Genomic DNA, 17230 nt, shown 5'->3' with positions numbered 1-17230 from the left:
CGTTTGGATATACCGGCTGTATATCCATTGTGGTGATTGGGGTGGGATATGTCAATGGGATATGTTTTTTGTCGGTCAGGATCGGATGGTTGGGAGAGACTGCAGATGATGAGCATTGGCCAGGTCGGACCCGCCGGTAAAGCAGGCGACTACTACACACATCAGGACAACTACTACGTGCTGGGCGGCGACAAGCGTCTTATCGCCGCGCATAACCACGCGGTAGAGGTCGCGGTACGGGAGGTGGAGAAACTGGCCTCGACTCGCAGCATGACCGAGGGCGTCTCCGAGACCAAACTGACCGGCAACCTGGTGGTGGCGCTGTTCAACCACGATACGTCACGCGACCTTGGCCCACAGCTGCACACCCATGCTGTGGTGGCCAACGTCACGCAGCATGACGGCAAGTGGCAGACCCTGTCCTCCGATACGGTCGGCAAGACCGGGTTTATTGAGAGTGTGTATGCCAATCAGGTGGCTTTCGGCCAGATATGCCGCCATGTGCTGCGTCAGGATACAGAAGCGATAGGGTATCAAACCGAGAACGTCGGGCCGCACGGCATGTGGGAGTTTAAAGGTATGGAGAACGTGATAGACGCGTTCCCCAAGCGCAGTCACACCATCGACGCCGTCGCCGGCGACGATGCGTCTCTCAAATCCCGCGATATGGCGACGCTTGATACCCGCAAGGCCAAGGTCGCCAGCGATCCGGCTGCGCTGGCGGCCGAGTGGCTGCAGGAAATGAAATCCGCCGGCTTTGATGCCAAAGCCTATCTGGCTGAAGCACAGTCTCGCACGATGGTGACGCCGTCCCCAACGCCGCTGGAAGCGGGGAGAGATGCGCTGGTCGACCAGGTCGTGGGTCAGGCCATTTCTGCGCTCTCTGACCGGCAGGTCAACTTCACGCACAACCAGGTGGCCAACAAGGCCATCAGCTATCTCTCAGGAGAGCTGGGGATGCTGGACGCGGTGCGTGATGGCATTGACCGCGCCATTGAACGCGAGCAGCTTATCCCGCTCGACAAAGAGAAGGGCGTCTTTACCTCCGATATTCATCTGCTCGATGAACTGAGCGTGGCGCAGCTGAACCGCACGCACCTTGACGAGAGCGCGGTGGTGATAGGTGCGCCACGGCCAGACCCGCGCACCGGCAGCATGCCGGCCTACAGCGATGCCGTGCAGATGCTTGCGCAACATGCGCCGGCGATGGCGGTATTGTCGGGCATTGGGGGCGCATCGGTGAACCGTTCCCGTGTGGCGGAAGTGGTGGAGCTGGCGCGTGAACAGGGCCACGATGCCTCCGTGCTGACCGTTGATCGGCAGTCACAGCAGTATCTGCAGCAAAGCGTCCATCTCGATGATAGTCGCGTGGTGACGCGCGCTGCGCTCGGCAGCGAGGCGCTGTTTGCGCCGAACAGAACGCTGGTCGTTGACTAGGCGGAGAAACTGACGCTCAAGGAGACCGTGGCGCTACTGGATGGCGCCGTGCGTAATAACGTCCAACTGGTGCTAATGGATACCGAAAAGCGCAAGGGGACGGCAATGCTCTTGCCGTTATGAAAGAGGCCGGTGTACCCCGCTATCAGTTCAGTGGTCGTCAGGCAGTGCCGGCGGAGGTGATGAGCGAACCGGACAAGGCCCAGCGCTTCGGTCAGTTGGCCAAAGGCGTGGTACAGGAATTTGTCGAAGACCGGTCGGTGGTGGTGCGTTTCACTCCGTTGCAACAGGACGTACTTAAATTTTTGGCATTAGTGCTGATGGTTGTCGATCACGCCAACCGAGCTCTGGGGCTACACGAGCCGGCGCTCTTGCTACTGGGGCGGGGAGCATTTCCGCTGTTTGCGCTGCTGTGGGGTTACAACCTGTCAGCCCGTCCCGTCCGGCAGACCCAGGCGACCCGGCTATGGCTGTGGGCCATTGTTGCCTAGCCGGGCTACTGGCTAGTGATGAGAAATGACGGACTGGCATTAACTGATCCAAACATCCTGTTCCTGTTTGCTGTGGTAACGCAAGCGCTTGTGCTGGCCTCACGGCCAATGAGCAAATGCTCTCCTAACCCGTTGTTGGTCGGTGTTGTGCTTTTGGCACTGTGGGTTGTATATGGCGCTACAGATGGTACTTACGGTATTGCTGGCGTTTTGGTGCTGCTGGCCAGTTATGGGCTTTGCGTATCCCTGCCGGGGTATGTCACTGCTGTTTGGCCGGTAAGGGGGCTATCCATCATCTCTTGGCCACTTAGTGTGTTGATGCTCAACACCGATCTACCTGTCTCGATGATGCTGGCCGGTCTGATGTTACCGGCATTGTTGATTATGGGGTCATTGCCACTGGCTGCACCTGGTGCCCGAGGTAATCAACGGCGTTTGTTGCCACGGGAGTTTTTCTTGTACGGCTATGTAGGGCACTTGTTGCTGCTGGCGGTGATCGCTTGGTTGGCTCGTTAAAACGGTAAAAAGTCGGTGATGTAGATCTCTTTGTGTAGGGCAACATCCGCCAATATCATTGCCCTCAACAGAAAAGATCTCTTTGAAGCTGCTAAGCCAAGGTTTTTGTAGTATTCTCTACTAGATAATCCTTTTTAGATCCTTGGGGAGGCTGAGATGTCACAAGTCGCAAGCGTAGTAACTTCCTCATCGAGAACGAAACGTTCCTATCGTAAGGGGAGCCCGTTGAGCGCCGCTGAACGGCAACAAATCTCTCTGGAACGGAAGAAAAGCACACACAAAGAAGTACGTGTTTTTGTTAGAGACTCACTCAAGCATCAACTTCAAAGCATGTGTGAACGAGAAGGTATTACACAGGCCGAAATGATTGAACGATTGATTGAAATGGAGTCGACAAGACACATTTAAAATGCAACAACATCACATTCTTGATCGTTGTAGCAGTGAATGCTAGATTACTGATCGTTTAGCAGAATTCTTGGTGAGCCACGCCGCAAGGTGGCAGGGAAGTGGGTCTGGAGGTTATTACCAGAACACTGAAAAGCAAAAACCCCGATAATCTTCTCATTTCTTGGCGGATACGAAAGATTAACGGGGCTCACTTAAAACTGTATAGAAGCGTTGCTCTATACAGGGAGTATAGTTTTATGCCTTTTAAAGGTCAACTCCTTCGGCGCAACATAAGCGAAGGGCTATTTGAATAGCCAATTTGCGAATGTTGAGCACCACATCAATGAGTCCCGTAGCTCCCGGCGTGGCGAAGCTAATGCGCTTCGGCGTGGGCAACAAAAAATTCATCGTCGTTACACCCCAAATTTGTGCTGCCGGGTGCCGAAGGGCATGGCGAGCAAAGTAGTGGCACGCATGAGCAGTCACGACTGGCGGCGTAATGATGATCTGATCGAGTTGCGCCGGCAGGGCTATATCCCCTATACCCAGCGCAATAACCCTGACTACCGGCCCAAACCGATGCGCATTGCCGCGCGCTCGGAGAGCCGTGAGGCGCTGACGGTGCTTTCTTTAGTGTTGGGCGCCAATTGCGACTACAACCCGGACAGCGACTACCCGTTCGAGATCATGCTGCCTTTTGAGGACGTGGCCAAAGCGATGGGGGTACTGCACGTCTACGAAAGCGGCCGCAAGGCGTATGACGTGGCGCTGCATGCGCTGTCGGTGCTCGAGCAGCTGGACTACCTCATCGTGTCGCGCGGGCAGGATACCGACACCGGTCAAAACAAGCCGCTGCGCATCTGGCTGACGGAGAACTTCTTCACCAGCCGCGGCATCCAGGTGGACGAAATTCGCCAGTGGCTGGATCAGTACCGACTGTGGGCCATCAAGAACGGGCTGACGGAAAGCCTGCGCAAGAAATACGAGCGCCATCTGGTGCGCATCGCGCATCTGGGGATCGACATCGAGCGCAAGCACTCGCTGAAAAACCGGCTGAAAAAGATCCGCCGCTGGGTGGTGAGCCCCGATCTGCAAAACCTCAAACGCAACGCTGAACAGGTGATTGGCGACGAATTGGCCAGGCGGCAGCAGGACGCGCAACGGCTCGATACGTTGCTGGATGACACCGCTGCCGATATCAAAAAACTGGCGGCCGCCCGGTGCCATAAGCCGAACGGCTTTTATCAGGCCTGGGTGAAGTGGACGATGGGCAATTCTCCGCTGACGGCGATGCAACTGGAGAATACGCTCAAGCGTGAACAGCCCGGACTGCTGAATAGCGATCCGGAGGCGTTCTACCGCCTGTTGCTTGAGCGCGCGGGCGCCATTCCCGCCTAACATTCCGAACATACCTTGCTTTCCCCTGCCTACCCCGCGGAGGTTTTGTGCTGCCTGTTTTTCACCGCCGATGCCCGGTTGGCCATTGGGCCTTGTTGTTTCGGTTGATGCCGGCGTGATTTTTGTGGCTGCCGGCCTCGATCAGAGGCATTGTTGACCGCGTTTGGCAACGAGCAAGTCCTTAATTTCGATATTAACTTCGTAGTCTCTATTAGCTTCGAAAAAGCACTCTGAGAAACGCTTAATTTCGAAGGTTGTTTCTGAACAAAATAAGCCCTTAAATAAGGGAGTACTCAGCGCACCGGCTTACGCCGTTGCTGTTGAGTACCTCCCTCACTTCGCTCGGGCAAAAATCAACATCCCCCTTAACATCCCAATCTCACTCACCAAAACCTAAAGTAGCTCCTGCAGTCACGACTGCAGGAAAGAAACCGTTCCCCCAAGCCTGAACCACGTAAATTTCTCAACAAATCGAACTCGCCAACCTCAGCCCCACAAGCCTCCTCATCACCACTGAAAGCCCCGCCGCCCCGGCCAAAGGCCGGGAACAGCAGTAGCTTTAAAATGGGTGTTGTAACTAATAATCAAGTAGCTGCAGGAAGTGTTGCGGGAGCTTTTGATTACACGCTCGTAAGCGGCCCTAACGGCCCGCATAACGCGGAGATACGCCCCGGCTGCGGCTACGCCTTGCCGTGACCACTCCGACAGCGCAATTTAACTCCTATATCGCGATAAATGGATTTAGCTTGACAGGGCGTGGGATGGGATAGGTGAAACCTATCAGAACAGAGCGGCGATGCCGCGCTACCGGCGACCTTAACTCACAGTGTTATCTAAAACTACGGTTGTCGCCTCCATGCGCGTTGCGCATAAATGCAGGCGGATTGTCAAACTTCACGTCGCTCATTAGCGGCGGTGCGGGCAGTCAGTATTTCCATTGAATTGTTCCAGAGACTTACCTAGAATCGGGAGCATAAAAAAACAGTCATTGCGCCAGTAAAAATCATTCATAACAAACGGCGACCATCCTTGCGAGACTTTTGTCCACTTTTCCACCAGTCGAATTGAGCAGTACCGGACTTACCCCGGCAAGGAATGGCCTTTCGGGGGAAACCACCCAGGGACAAGACTGACATGGCAAATAACATCTACCTCACCATCAAGGGCAAAAACAGGGGCTCATCTCAGTGGGATGCTGCACCCTGGACTCCATCGGAAATAAATACCAGCTCATGCATAAAGACCAGATCCTGGTCCTCCAGTTTGACCATGCCATCAGTTGCAGCCAGCACATCAACCATCACCCGATCAAATTCTGTAAACCCATCGACAAATCCTCACCCCTCTTTGGCATCGCGATCACCAACAATGAAGGGTTCTGTCGCATTAAGGCGCAGTTCGGTAACGTACTGTTTTTGCTATATTACCTGCTCATACCTCTGATCCGAAGAGCCTTTAATCATTTACATTACCCTGTCGATATTATCGCGCAATGTGTTCGCGGGTATCTGGCTTACTCCCTGAGCGTGCTTAATCTTGGAGGAAATGGCTCTGTCGTGTTGATGACTTGTCGTCCTTAACGCAACAGAGCCATTGCCCGACACTTTTTCATACTCTCGTGATTGGTTAAAACCTCTCCGCAGCATCCAATGGAATAACTCGCTAGTGCGTCTGAAATTCAATTTTTTCATTGCCGCGCGTTTGTGCGAGCTTATGGTCTTCTCCTTGATACCCATGCAACTTGCAATGCTGGCATGCGCTTTACCCTGCATAAGATGATGTAGTACTTCTTGCTCACGCCGTGTGAGTGGTTCGTGGTGATAGACTTTCGCGGTTTGCTGTGTGTCTTCGGACGGCGGTTGCTGGGGAAACAGGGTGTTCTCAATGAGTCGTAAAACGGTAATCACCGATTGTTGCCGGTATAAGATATTGGTCTCTGCCACTTCACAGTATAAGTGCTGTAGATGAGCATCTTTTTTATCCGCGATGGCGAAATAAAGCTTCGGGCTACTGTCACCATAAGTGGAGGTTGGCGCGATAAATGCGCCACAGCGAATGGCCTGAAAAGTAATATCAGCAGTTATTCCATTTGAAATGCCAGTGTAAAGTCGGATCTTTTTATTTTTAAAATAGTTGGATAGGGCAATAACGAGTCCTGCAATGAAAAATTTATCATCGTCTATTATGTGGATGGTCAATGTTTCCATGACCATGGCGTTATTCGTGCTGTTCATGTTATCTTCTTCCTGGTTTACGTTTCTTGGTTTGAGTCATCAGTTTTTTGATGTCACGATATTTTATTTATATCTGCGCGTGCATCGGCTGATTCAGGTATTACAGTGTAAGTTACGATACTACTCACCGGATAAATGCCGGATCTGCAGCTTAAGTAATAGGCTAACCAAGAAGATGTCCTGCATTCAACTTAATATTTTTTTAATGGATTTTTATAGTTATAAAGACCGAAAGATGATTGATTATTAGTCTTTTGTTCTGAGGTTTGAATTTTAATCAGGTCTATTAGGCAGTGTGACTGGCATGATTCTCAATTAACTTTTTCGGGGGTATTAATGGAGGCTTAATCAGTGAGTGATAGATGATTAAGCCTTTGGGATAAGTTAATTCGATGTTATCGCACAAACGAATAGGGGGGTGGTTAAAGTTTTAATAAGATACGCATTGTTTTTCAAATGCTTTGTTTCCATATAGAATGCGACACCTGGCGCTTCTGGTAGCACGTATTGTTGCCAGATTTCGTTTGGTACATTATCTATAGGGCGGCGCTCTTCTCGGATAATCATAGTTTTTGAAAAACCTTTAAACTCAGATTTTTCCATGGTGATGATAATTCGCCTAGAAAAAATATAATTTTTCCCTTCTACTTTGAGGGAACCTATCGCGAGTACTTCACTTCTGCCTTCCTGGGCGGTGACGATGTTCATATCCATATTGAGTTCCAGTTTCTTGCCTTCCTTTGTCGCTATGTGCGAGTTCAAATGAGTATCACAGCGAAACGGCTTCCAATTCGATCGGCTGAAATAATGATAAATGCCACTCAGGATGACAATCACAAAGACAAAACTGGTCAAACCGATAATAATTCTATTCATGTGAACCTACACTACTTGTTTGAAGTTGTTGCAGCTTTTATAGCTTATATCGTTATTCTTGGTGCAAACCGAGATAAAATAAACCTTAAGGAATTCGTTGGTGGGACGCGCTTCCATATAATAGATTTCAAGATCGGTCTGCGTACAGTCGATCATTTCATCAGCTAGCATCTTTCGTGCACGTTCAGATTGCGCAGGTTCATACTTACCTTCATTCAGAGTATAGATATGACATTTATCCAAGATCCCGATGAAAGTGGGTTGTTCATTCTTGCTTTGGGTCACCCATACCGACGCCACTGCGGTGAGGCACAGAATAACGAGGAGAGACAATGCTGGAATTTTGATGCTGCGTAATGGCTTTTTTGATCTTACGCTCGGACCAACCGCTACGAGGTTGTCCATCGTTGCCGGGTTACTTGACGGCTGAAGTTTAAAGTGTGCAGAAGAGGCCGATTCTTTTGATAGCTTGGTTTCAGGGTGGATTTCCGCATCCAATTTAAAGCCTATGCGCGGCACCGTGATCAGAATGTCTTTACTCATTCCAAGCGCTTTAAAGGCTTTTCTCAACTCGCTGATATGGTTGCTTAACGTGGCGCCGGACGAAGAAAACCCAAAGTCCTCCCAGACATGCTTGAGCAGAATTTCACGCGTTAATTCAGTTTTATTATTTTTTATCAGCTCAGTTAATAATCGTGTAGCCGGGTTAGATAGTTCCACTATTAGCTGAGTATTATTCCTCAGTGTTAGTAATCGACTTTCTGGTTCGAAAATCAGCGTTAGATTTATTATGTATTTCATACGGATACCTATTTGATTCTGGTGTGAAAACATCAAAATAATCAGCACTAAGATTAGTCTTGAAGAAGTATTGGTAGAATTTATGAGGGAGTATGTACTGGTAGTCAACTCCTTTTGAAGAAAATATTTTCCACCTGGGATTTGATTGAAATTAAAGGAGTTTAAACCTTTAACGAATCTTCATTTTTTGGTTTTATGTGCTTTTTTTTGATCTTTAACTAAAAAAAAAAGTGTTTTCATCTAATTTTATTCGATTAATTAGATTTTTTGGCTTTTTATTTTTGCGTGTATATCATATTTCCAGTTGCCGGTAGCTATGACATGGCACACGGAGAAGCGTAAATCTCTCCTCTGTGTGCCGGTTGTGTGAACCTGAATAAATGGCGACTTCACACAAATGGAAATGGACCCTTTAAAGGATAAAATTGAAATGAAATTAAATAAAATCATGATGGCTGCAATTTTGGCATTCGGTACTGTTTCTGGTGCGCAGGCAGCCGATCAAGGCCATGGTAAAGTCACCTTTACCGGTTCTATTATTGATGCTCCTTGCTCTATTAATTCAGATTCTGAAGATCAGACAGTTAAGCTGGGCCAGATCTCTAAGGTTGCTTTACTCAGTGGGGGGAAATCAACCCCGCGTTATTTCTCGATCGCTCTGGATAACTGCACGTTCGGCTCACCTGCCACCAAAAATAAGGTGCAGGTAACCTTTACGGGTATGGAATCTGCGGCTAAAGATGGCCTGCTGGGGATTACCGGCACGGCTAAAGGTGCCAGCGTAGCCATCGCTCAGGCTGATGGTGAAGTTATCAAACTGGGCCAGCCAACTAAAGAGCAAGTATTGCAGGACGGTAAAAACGTGCTGAATTTCGCCGCTTACCTGCAGGGCGATACCGCTTCTTCCGCGTCTATTACTGAGGGTGAATTCCAGGCGGTGGCCGATTTTACTCTGGCTTATAACTAAAATTTCACTCCACATAAAGTAAGTGTTTTCTCTGTATGTGTGTATATGCATGCGGTATCCCCGCATGCATTTTTGACAATATTACAAAGTATGGAGCACGTTTTATGAGGCTGTATAATACAGTTGTTATAGTGGTTTCTTGCCTGTTTTCCTTTCCCGTGGTCTCTGTTTTGGCCGACGAGCACATTGTCGGATGGGGGCGGGTAAATATGCAAGGATCCATTATCGACACCGCTTGTGCTATTGCTGTTGACAGCAGGGAACAAACCATTGATATGGGGGTTATACCCTTGTCAGATATTATTCGCGATGGGCAGGGACGCAGCCAGCCTTTTACCATTGATTTGGTTAACTGCATCACTGAACGCCCTGGAAAGGAAGGCTGGAAGAAATTTCAGGTTACTTTTGATGGTGAAGCTAATGGCGGGTTATTTAGTGTTAATGGTGATGCCTCCGGCGTAGCGCTACAAATCATCGATACCCAGGGTAATGTCGCAATGCCGGGCAAGGCTATGCCACAAATGGATATTTTCCCCGGCGATAGTCAATTGAATTACTCCATGAGATTGGTGGCCAATAGTCAGTCGTTAAAAACTGGGGATTATCTATCATCTATCCGATTTAAGCTGGACTATTTTTAACTTGTTTCTGAAAGATCGTTGCTTTTTATTTCGCGCAATGGATTTATTTATACTAATAAGGTAATGGCATGGAGTTTTCTTCGCTTGGAAAAATTGCGCCTCTGCATTCGTTAGGATTGTTTATTTCCCTTGCGCTGGGTACCTCAGTGATAATCACTCATGCTGCCGATAATATTCAGTTCAATACAGATGTGCTGGATGTTAACGACCGTAAAAATATTGATCTGAGCCAGTTTTCACGCAGTGGTTACATTATGCCGGGTACCTACGGCATGGTGGTGCACGTTAATAAGAATGACTTGCAGGAACAACAGATCCCGTTTTATGCGCCTGAGGATGATCCAAACGGCAGTCGCGCCTGCCTCAGCCCAGAATTGGTACAACAACTGGGATTTAAACCTGGCGTGCTGAAAGACCTGACATGGTGGCGCGAGGGAGAATGCCTGAACGAGACCAGCATACAGGGGATGGAAGTGCGTGGCGATCTACCCACGTCCTCTCTTTACGTGAGTATTCCTCAGGCTTACCTGGAGTACAGCGACGAGAACTGGGATCCGCCGTCTCGCTGGGATGAGGGCATTCCAGGGTTGCTCTTCGATTACAACGTCAATGCGCGTAGCCAGTATCGGCAGCGGGACGGATCGCGCGGCTATAGTCTCAGCGGCAACGGTACGGCGGGCGCCAATCTGGGCGCATGGCGTCTGCGTACCGATTGGCAGGCGAATTTTGACCATCAGACGGGGAGCCGACAACCGACCAATAAACAGCTGGACTGGAGCCGGTATTACGCGTATCGGGCAATACCGGCGCTGCGCTCGAAGCTGATGCTGGGCGAAAACTACCTGGATTCAGGCATGTTCGACGGCTTTCGCTTCACCGGGGCGAGCCTGGTATCGGACGACAGCATGCTCCCCCCGAATCTGCGCGGTTATGCGCCGGAAGTGGTGGGGGTGGCGAAAACCAACGCCAAAGTCACCATCAGCCAGCAGGGGCGTGTGCTGTCCGAGACCACGGTTGCCGCAGGGCCGTTCCGTATTCAGGACATTAACGATGCGGTCAGCGGCGAGCTGAACGTACGGGTGGAAGAGCAGGATGGTGGCGTGCAGGAGTTCGTGGTGAATACCGCGAACATTCCTTATCTGACGCGGCCAGGCTCAGTGCGCTTCAAGCTGGCGACAGGTAAACCATCAGACTGGCAGCATCATTCGCGCGGCCCGCTGTTCGGCACTGGCGAATTCTCCTGGGGGGTCAGCAACGGCTGGTCGTTGTACGGCGGAGCGCTGGCAGGCGGGGATTATAACGCGCTGTCATTGGGTGTCGGCCGTGATCTGATGGTGCTGGGGGCACTGTCGTTTGACGCTACCCAGTCGCGGGCGCGGTTGCCACAAGAAGGCGGTACGCTCAGCGGCGGTTCCTACCGCCTGAGTTACTCAAAGAACTTCGATGAGTACGACAGCCAGGTGACCTTTGCCGGCTATCGCTTCTCGGAGCAGGACTTTATGAGCATGAGTGAGTACCTGGATGCGCGTTATTACGGCACCCGAACGGGGAATGGCAAGGAGATGTACACCATTACCTTCAACAAGCATTTCCGCGACTGGGGGCTGAGCACCTATCTCAATTACGGCCACGAGACGTATTGGGACCGGCCAGCCAACGACCGTTACAACCTGACGCTGTCGCGTTATTTCGACGTGGGCCGGTTACGCAACCTGAGCCTGTCGCTGTCGGCGTACCGTAATGAATACAACGGGACGAAAGACGATGGGGCCTACCTTTCACTGTCGATGCCGTGGGGGAATAACTCAACGGTGAGCTACAACACCACGGTGAACCGCGACAACACTACGCATCAGGTGGGGTATTACGACCGGATTGATGAGCACAACAACTACCAGTTGCGGGCCGGCAGTTCGCGCAGTGGGGTGAATGTGAACGGGTATTACAACCATGAAGGTGATAAGGCACGCATGAGCGCTAATGCCAGTTATGAGGAAAACCGTTACAGCGCCTTTGGGATGTCGATGCAGGGCGGCGTGACGATGACGGCTAATGGCGGGGCGCTGCATCGGACTAGCATGCCGGGCGGCACCCGCATGCTGATTGACACGCAGGGGGTGGCTGATGTGCCGGTGCGAGGCTATGGCAGAACCACCAACACCAATGCCTGGGGCAAGGCGGTCATCGGGGACGTGAACAGCTATTACCGTAACAAGGCGAGTATCGATGTGAACAAGCTCGGTGATAACGCCGAAGCCACGAAATCGGTGGTACAGGCCACGCTCACCGAAGGTGCTATCGGTTACCGCCAGTTCGACGTGATTGCCGGCGAGAAGGCAATGGCGGTGATCAAACTGGCCGACGGCAGTCAACCGCCATTTGGCGCTACGGTGATGAACGCCCGTAAGCAGGAGACGGGCATTGTCAATGACGGCGGCAGTGTCTATCTGAGCGGCATCAGCGCCGGCGCTGCCATGACGGTGCACTGGAACGGTGGCGCGCAGTGTGAGGTGCGCATGCCAACGCCTCTGCCTGCTGACATCCTGATGAATACGCTACTGTTGCCGTGTCATCCGCTGGCGGGACACACCGAACCTGAAGCGAGGACGCAGGGCGCGTCACAGCCAGTAGTCGCAGCCGAGCCGGAGCAGGCTTCGTAACCGCCGCGCCGAGGGATAAAACGGTGTACAGGTTTAACCCAAATTCCAGGAAGGCCGCTACGGCCGGGAATGAAAACATGCGAAAGAGTGAATTGAACATGAAACAACATCACAAAGGCGGCCCGGTCGCGTCCATGCGGAAAAAGGCCCTGTCGCCAGCAGTAGTGACTGGTGCGCTGTTCACGGCATTGCTGGCACATCAGGCTCAGGCGGCGATAGCGTTGGACCGGACTCGGATTATTTTCGATGGTAACCAAAAATCGGTGAGCCTGAGTGTCAGCAACCAAAACAAACAGCTGCCTTACCTGGCGCAGGGCTGGATTGAAGACGATAAGGGTAACAAAATCCAGAGCCCCCTCACGGTATTGCCTCCGGTTCAACGCATCGAGCCGAGTAAACCGAGCCAGGTGAAAATCCAGGCACTGCCGGAGGCGAAGACGCTGCCGCAGGATCGAGAGACGGTCTATTACTTCAACCTGCGAGAGATCCCACCGAAGAGCACCAAGCCGAACACGCTGCAAATTGCGTTGCAGACGCGTATCAAGCTGTTCTACCGCCCGGCCGCCATTGCGATGGACAAAAATGCGCCGCCGCCGCAGGAGCAACTGACCCTGAGCAAGCAAGGCGATAAGTATGTGGTTAACAATCCGACGGCGTATTACGTCACCCTGGTTGATGCCGCCACTAAAAAAGGCGGTGTGGGGATCAAAAACTTCGAACCGATGATGGTGCCGCCAAAGGGCAATTTGCCGTTAACGGTGAGTGCGGCGGAGGCAGGTAACAGCCCGGTGCTGACCTACGTTAACGACTACGGTGGCCGGCCGCAGCTGAGCTTCAGTTGTTCCGGCAACATATGTACGGTGATGCCGGCGAAGAAAGCGTAGCAGAACACGGTCTGGCGGTGCAGGCACCAGTCAAGAGAAGGGAGACAAGAATATGGGCATGACACACGAGACGGGCAGACACGGACTGTGCGGGGCGATTGAGCTGAAGTATTACGGCGCGTTGATCGGGTTGGTGCTGATGGCTCCGATAACGCTGGGGGCAGTGATGTGGTTGTTGCCACCGGCGCAGGCGGCGGTGGACAACCGGGATGTCGAAGGCGCCAACGGGACCTTGTACGTTCATGGGGCGTTAACCGAGAGCGCCTGTCGGCTGGAGATGACCAGCGCCCACCAGGATATCGCACTCGGTGAGACGGGGGCGGGGCGCTTGAGAACGGTTGGCGCACGCGGCGAACCGGTCCGATTCGAGCTGCGTTTGGAGGATTGTCTGCGCACCCCGGCCGGTAGCCGCGATGTGCGTACCGGTAGCCTGACCTGGGCGGACAATCAGCCGGCGGTAACGGTGAGTTTCCGTGCGACGCGTGACGCCGATAACCCACAGTTGGTGAAGGCGCAGGGCGTATCCGGGCTGGGGCTGCGGCTTGAAAATGCGGAGGGGGAAGACGTTCGCCTGGGCAGCAGGGGGAAGTCGCTGTTGCTGACGCCGGGGCAGAATACGCTGAGCTACACGATAACCCCGGAACGCACTCCCGCCGCTCTGATTGCGGGCAGCTATCGGGCCGTGGTGGATTTTCATCTGAGTTATGACTGAGGTGGCTGCAATGAATGGGATCGTAAAGCTGCAGCGAGCGCTGGTAGGTGTGCTGACGGCCTTGCCGATGCTGGTTTTTGCAGCCCCTTCGACCACGGTCACCGTCAAGGTCACCGTGGTGGCACCACCGGCTTGCGTGATAAACGATGACCGGCCGATTGAAGTGGAGTTCGGCAATGTGATGACCACCCGGGTGGATGGCGACAATTACAAGATGCCGGTCAATTACACGCTGTCGTGCACCGGGATCACCTCGAATGCGCTGAAACTGCAGGTAAAAGGCAATGGCGCCGCGTTCGACGCGACGGTGTTGCAGACCAACAAAACCGGGCTTGGTATCGAACTGCGCCAGGGCGGCAGCAAGCTTGCCGTCAACAAGTGGCTACGTTTCAGCTATCCAAACAAGCCAGAACTGTGGGCGATCCCGGTGAAACAAGTTGGCACGACCCTGACGGGAGGAGAGTTTAGCGCAGGGGCCACGATGACCGTGGATTACCAGTAACGGGAGAGGAGCATGTGCAGAACACTAAAAGTCCTGTTGCTGAGCTGCGGCCTGATAGGGGTTTTTGCCCCGGTGCAGGCAAAGGACGGTGAAGAAAATATGGCGTTTCACGGCACCCTGATAGAGCCGCCACCCTGCACCATTAACGACGGTAACCAGGTGGAGGTCGATTTCGGCGACCGGATGGGCATCAATAAAGTAGATGGCGAGAATTACCGGCAGGGATTGAACTACCAAATCACCTGTGACAGCTCCGCCGGAGGTAGCTGGGCATTGACGCTAAGCCTGAAGGGCAGTGCGGCAGGGTTCGACCGTGAAGCCTTGCTGACGAACAAAGGCAGCCTCGGCATTCGGGTGTACCAGAACGATAAACCCTTCACCCCAAACAGCACGGTGAGGATAAACCTGGCCGACCCGCCGCGCCTGGAGGCGGTACCGATCAAACAAACGGGTGCCACGCTGACCGAAGGAGCCTTTGAGGCCTGGGCCACGCTGCGTGCCGACTATGAATAAGGAGCGTGACATGAAAGGGAAATCGGGCTGGTGCCAGCACGCAGGGGGGGCGCGTTCTCGGGTGGCCGCCCTGCTGTTGGTGCAGATGCTGATGGCTGCACCGCTATCGGCCCTGGCCGCCGGTGACAATAACCTGTACCTGCATGGCGCTCTGGTCACGGAACCCTGTGTGATAGCGCCGGGTGATGAAGAAATCACGCTGGATTTTGGCACCATCATCGACAAGTATCTGTACCTGAACTCGCGCACTTTGGGGCAAGCATTCGAGATACACTTGGAGGAATGCAACATGACGCTGGGCAAGACGGTGAGCGTGACCTTTACCGGCACGGAAAATCACGCCTTACCGGGCCTGTTGGCCATCGATGGCGGCAGTGCGGCCCGGGGGATTGCCATCGGGTTTGAAACGCTGTCGGCCAAACCCCTGCCGCTCAATACCCGGAGTGACAAATCCCTGTTGCAGGACGGGGGCAACATCATTGCGCTGAGGGCTTATGTGCAAGGCGAGCCCCTGGCGATAGCCAACAAGACGATTGGCCGGGGCGCGTTCAGTGCTGTTGCCACCTTTAACCTGGAATATGAGTAAGCGACATCAAACCAGCAGTGGCAAACACTCAGAATGAAGATAGTGCCGTGCAGGACTGGGATAGGGCGTATCGCTGGTTGTGCCAGCGACGGCAACATGCGCCACCGAATGCTGATGTGTGGGATTTACGCTTCAAGTAGCCGCAGCAGCAGTTTCAATGGTTAAACCGCGTGCTGGCAGGGGAATACCGGCTGTCGCCAATGCAGGTTTAGCGGCATTTGACCATTATTTTGCGACGCGCGAGGAACTGTTTTATGCCCGGTATATGGATGACTTTATTTTCTTTACCAAAACGCGTTGGCATTTACGTAAAACGATTAAATCGCTGTATGAATTTTCCATTTGGGCGGTTTTGAAACCCATCCGGATAAAACGCAAGTTGGGAGAATGGAAAATGGCTTTGACTGGCTGGGGATATAGTATGCCTCCGAAGGGCCCCGGATAGCCCCGAGAGCAATAGAGAACCATCGGGCACATATTGCGCGGCTTTATGAGCAAGCACGTTTGAAGAAACTGCCGAAGACAGAGACCGATAACCGTGTGCGGGAATATGAAATCCGGTGGATGACATGGGCAAAACACCACCTGATGAAAGTGGGATAATTGCTTGTTGATTAAATAATTCACACAAGGTACACGCATGAACGCAGCAGGAGCCCTGATTAGGGTGTTGGGTCTGTTCACATTGATAATCGCCGGTAGCTCATACGCAGTACTCCATCCCCATATCGCAAATCCTCGCATCAGTTCATGCGGGTGGTCGGATTTCGGTGGAAAATGCAGCGCGGGTGTGTTTTTCGTGTCGGATGGCACCCAATTCGTGGATACCCCAGCCGTGGGGCGTCCGGATCCGTCGAAGAAGTTGAACATCGTTACACGCGGGTTGCATTGTATATATGGTAATCCGGACGCGGGCGTGGAGTTTATGGGCTGCAGGTGGACCGGTGTCGACGAAGGGGAACATTCACCGAAGCTCCTTTCGAAGTGTGAGCTTAAATCGTACGATTCCTGGGAGTTGACCGACGATTCCACGTGTTTTTCCAAGTCCACATGGGGCCCTCACCTCGGGTCGGGGCCCGGTGGGGAATGCATTGTCTTTGCTCAGGATGATGGCGTCGGGGGCTCGACCTCCGTTGCAACTATACATGGTGTTGTGCTCGATGCACATATGACCGCAAACAGTGGCAACACATTCTGTCAAAAAATGCTACCGCCGAATACCATTTGCGATGTCGATCTTCCTAATGTGATAGATCACGGTGTGGTTGCGCCCAAGGCCTCCTCGTCCGCGGTGGTCGAAGGACTCGTCGATTGCGGTAGCAATCCTGTGGTGTCCTTCGTAGGTGGGGATCGCGTAAATTTGGGACCGGGAATTGTCTCACGACTCTCCCACACCATAATTGGCGGCAGGAACCTACGGGTCGTATCTAACATGACTGTCACGAACGGCTCTCCTGGGTTGTACCAAGCCAGTGTCATCTTGGTAGTCTCGCCATACTGACCATTGCCACTCTAAGTCCTCGCCCCGCACACCGACCCGAGCGCATGGACTGCCCCCACGACAGTAGACAAATTCTGTCCTCACGACGAGGCCTGTTCGAAGGCCTCCGGACTGACGCCGC

The 17230-nt window shown here is 52.7% G+C and carries 13 protein-coding genes and 5 pseudogenes; 15 read left to right on the top strand and 3 right to left on the bottom strand.

What is annotated here, in order from left to right; all coding sequences use genetic code 11:
- Positions 1-48: 48 nt before the first annotated feature.
- The 6 genes and pseudogenes from mobF to AC07U6_RS21580 form a co-directional block, all read left to right on the top strand.
- Positions 49-1560, top strand: a pseudogene (gene mobF, locus AC07U6_RS21605) (MobF family relaxase).
- Positions 1557-2444 (top strand): annotated as a pseudogene (locus AC07U6_RS21600) (TraX family protein). The pseudogenes mobF and AC07U6_RS21600 overlap by 4 nt, the downstream one beginning before the upstream one ends.
- A 156-nt stretch (positions 2445-2600) precedes the next feature.
- Positions 2601-2852, top strand: a complete 252-nt coding sequence (gene repA, locus AC07U6_RS21595; RefSeq protein ID WP_494764750.1) for a replication regulatory protein RepA — start codon at positions 2601-2603, stop codon at positions 2850-2852.
- Between the two features lie 432 nt (positions 2853-3284).
- Positions 3285-4232, top strand: coding sequence for a Replication protein (locus tag AC07U6_RS21590; RefSeq protein WP_494764749.1), 948 nt, complete (start codon positions 3285-3287; stop codon positions 4230-4232).
- Between the two features lie 1134 nt (positions 4233-5366).
- Positions 5367-5605, top strand: a pseudogene (gene tssD / locus AC07U6_RS21585) (type VI secretion system tube protein TssD); the annotation flags it as partial.
- Positions 5606-5665: 60 nt separating this feature from the next.
- Positions 5666-5770, top strand: a pseudogene (locus AC07U6_RS21580) (IS6 family transposase); the annotation flags it as partial.
- A 120-nt stretch (positions 5771-5890) separates the two neighbouring features.
- On the opposite strand, the pseudogene AC07U6_RS21575 reads toward AC07U6_RS21580, so the two are convergent.
- The 3 genes and pseudogenes from AC07U6_RS21575 to AC07U6_RS21565 form a co-directional block, all read right to left on the bottom strand.
- Positions 5891-6439 (bottom strand): annotated as a pseudogene (locus tag AC07U6_RS21575) (LuxR C-terminal-related transcriptional regulator); the annotation flags it as partial.
- Positions 6440-6850: 411 nt separating this feature from the next.
- Positions 6851-7342 carry a FidL-like protein gene (locus tag AC07U6_RS21570; RefSeq protein WP_494764748.1) on the bottom strand — a complete coding sequence of 164 codons (492 nt, stop codon included), beginning with the start codon at positions 7340-7342 and terminating at the stop codon, positions 6851-6853.
- Between the two features lie 6 nt (positions 7343-7348).
- On the bottom strand, positions 7349-8143 hold the full coding sequence (locus tag AC07U6_RS21565) for a winged helix-turn-helix domain-containing protein (protein WP_494764747.1): 795 nt from the start codon (positions 8141-8143) through the stop codon (positions 7349-7351).
- A gap of 430 nt (positions 8144-8573) precedes the next feature.
- Between AC07U6_RS21565 and AC07U6_RS21560 the strand changes: the two genes are divergently transcribed.
- The 9 genes from AC07U6_RS21560 to AC07U6_RS21520 all read left to right on the top strand — a co-directional run bounded on the left by AC07U6_RS21560 (position 8574) and on the right by AC07U6_RS21520 (position 16053).
- On the top strand, positions 8574-9110 hold the full coding sequence (locus tag AC07U6_RS21560; protein WP_494764767.1) for a fimbrial protein: 537 nt from the start codon (positions 8574-8576) through the stop codon (positions 9108-9110).
- 104 nt (positions 9111-9214) lie between these two features.
- On the top strand, positions 9215-9751 hold the full coding sequence (locus AC07U6_RS21555) for a fimbrial protein (RefSeq protein WP_494764746.1): 537 nt from the start codon (positions 9215-9217) through the stop codon (positions 9749-9751).
- A gap of 68 nt (positions 9752-9819) precedes the next feature.
- Positions 9820-12411 carry an outer membrane usher protein gene (locus AC07U6_RS21550; protein WP_494764745.1) on the top strand — a complete coding sequence of 864 codons (2592 nt, stop codon included), beginning with the start codon at positions 9820-9822 and terminating at the stop codon, positions 12409-12411.
- 134 nt (positions 12412-12545) lie between these two features.
- On the top strand, positions 12546-13295 hold the full coding sequence (locus AC07U6_RS21545) for a fimbria/pilus periplasmic chaperone (protein ID WP_494764766.1): 750 nt from the start codon (positions 12546-12548) through the stop codon (positions 13293-13295).
- Between the two features lie 52 nt (positions 13296-13347).
- On the top strand, positions 13348-14007 hold the full coding sequence (locus AC07U6_RS21540) for a fimbrial protein (protein WP_494764744.1): 660 nt from the start codon (positions 13348-13350) through the stop codon (positions 14005-14007).
- A gap of 10 nt (positions 14008-14017) precedes the next feature.
- On the top strand, positions 14018-14509 hold the full coding sequence (locus AC07U6_RS21535; protein WP_494764743.1) for a fimbrial protein: 492 nt from the start codon (positions 14018-14020) through the stop codon (positions 14507-14509).
- 12 nt (positions 14510-14521) lie between these two features.
- A complete protein-coding gene (locus tag AC07U6_RS21530) occupies positions 14522-15022 on the top strand; it encodes a fimbrial protein (RefSeq protein ID WP_494764742.1) in 501 nt (166 codons plus the stop codon).
- A gap of 10 nt (positions 15023-15032) precedes the next feature.
- Positions 15033-15608 carry a fimbrial protein gene (locus tag AC07U6_RS21525; RefSeq protein WP_494764741.1) on the top strand — a complete coding sequence of 192 codons (576 nt, stop codon included), beginning with the start codon at positions 15033-15035 and terminating at the stop codon, positions 15606-15608.
- Between the two features lie 118 nt (positions 15609-15726).
- Entirely contained in the window at positions 15727-16053 is a 327-nt protein-coding gene (locus tag AC07U6_RS21520) for an RNA-dependent RNA polymerase family protein (protein ID WP_494764740.1), read from the top strand.
- Positions 16054-17230: the final 1177 nt, after the last annotated feature.

Source organism: Erwinia sp. GW821-FHT03D09 (assembly GCF_059420805.1).
Note: the sequence above shows the minus strand (reverse complement) of the source record. Positions and strands in the feature narration are given on the sequence as shown.

Bases quoted from the DNA above. Each gene is read 5' to 3' on its own strand.
- repA (WP_494764750.1), top strand. From the start codon at position 2,601: ATGTCACAAGTCGCAAGCGTAGTAACTTCCTCATCGAGAACGAAACGT.
- AC07U6_RS21590 (WP_494764749.1), top strand. From the start codon at position 3,285: ATGGCGAGCAAAGTAGTGGCACGCATGAGCAGTCACGACTGGCGGCGT.
- AC07U6_RS21570 (WP_494764748.1), bottom strand. From the start codon at position 7,342: ATGAATAGAATTATTATCGGTTTGACCAGTTTTGTCTTTGTGATTGTC.
- AC07U6_RS21565 (WP_494764747.1), bottom strand. From the start codon at position 8,143: ATGAAATACATAATAAATCTAACGCTGATTTTCGAACCAGAAAGTCGA.
- AC07U6_RS21560 (WP_494764767.1), top strand. From the start codon at position 8,574: ATGAAATTAAATAAAATCATGATGGCTGCAATTTTGGCATTCGGTACT.
- AC07U6_RS21555 (WP_494764746.1), top strand. From the start codon at position 9,215: ATGAGGCTGTATAATACAGTTGTTATAGTGGTTTCTTGCCTGTTTTCC.
- AC07U6_RS21550 (WP_494764745.1), top strand. From the start codon at position 9,820: ATGGAGTTTTCTTCGCTTGGAAAAATTGCGCCTCTGCATTCGTTAGGA.
- AC07U6_RS21545 (WP_494764766.1), top strand. From the start codon at position 12,546: ATGCGGAAAAAGGCCCTGTCGCCAGCAGTAGTGACTGGTGCGCTGTTC.
- AC07U6_RS21540 (WP_494764744.1), top strand. From the start codon at position 13,348: ATGGGCATGACACACGAGACGGGCAGACACGGACTGTGCGGGGCGATT.
- AC07U6_RS21535 (WP_494764743.1), top strand. From the start codon at position 14,018: ATGAATGGGATCGTAAAGCTGCAGCGAGCGCTGGTAGGTGTGCTGACG.
- AC07U6_RS21530 (WP_494764742.1), top strand. From the start codon at position 14,522: ATGTGCAGAACACTAAAAGTCCTGTTGCTGAGCTGCGGCCTGATAGGG.
- AC07U6_RS21525 (WP_494764741.1), top strand. From the start codon at position 15,033: ATGAAAGGGAAATCGGGCTGGTGCCAGCACGCAGGGGGGGCGCGTTCT.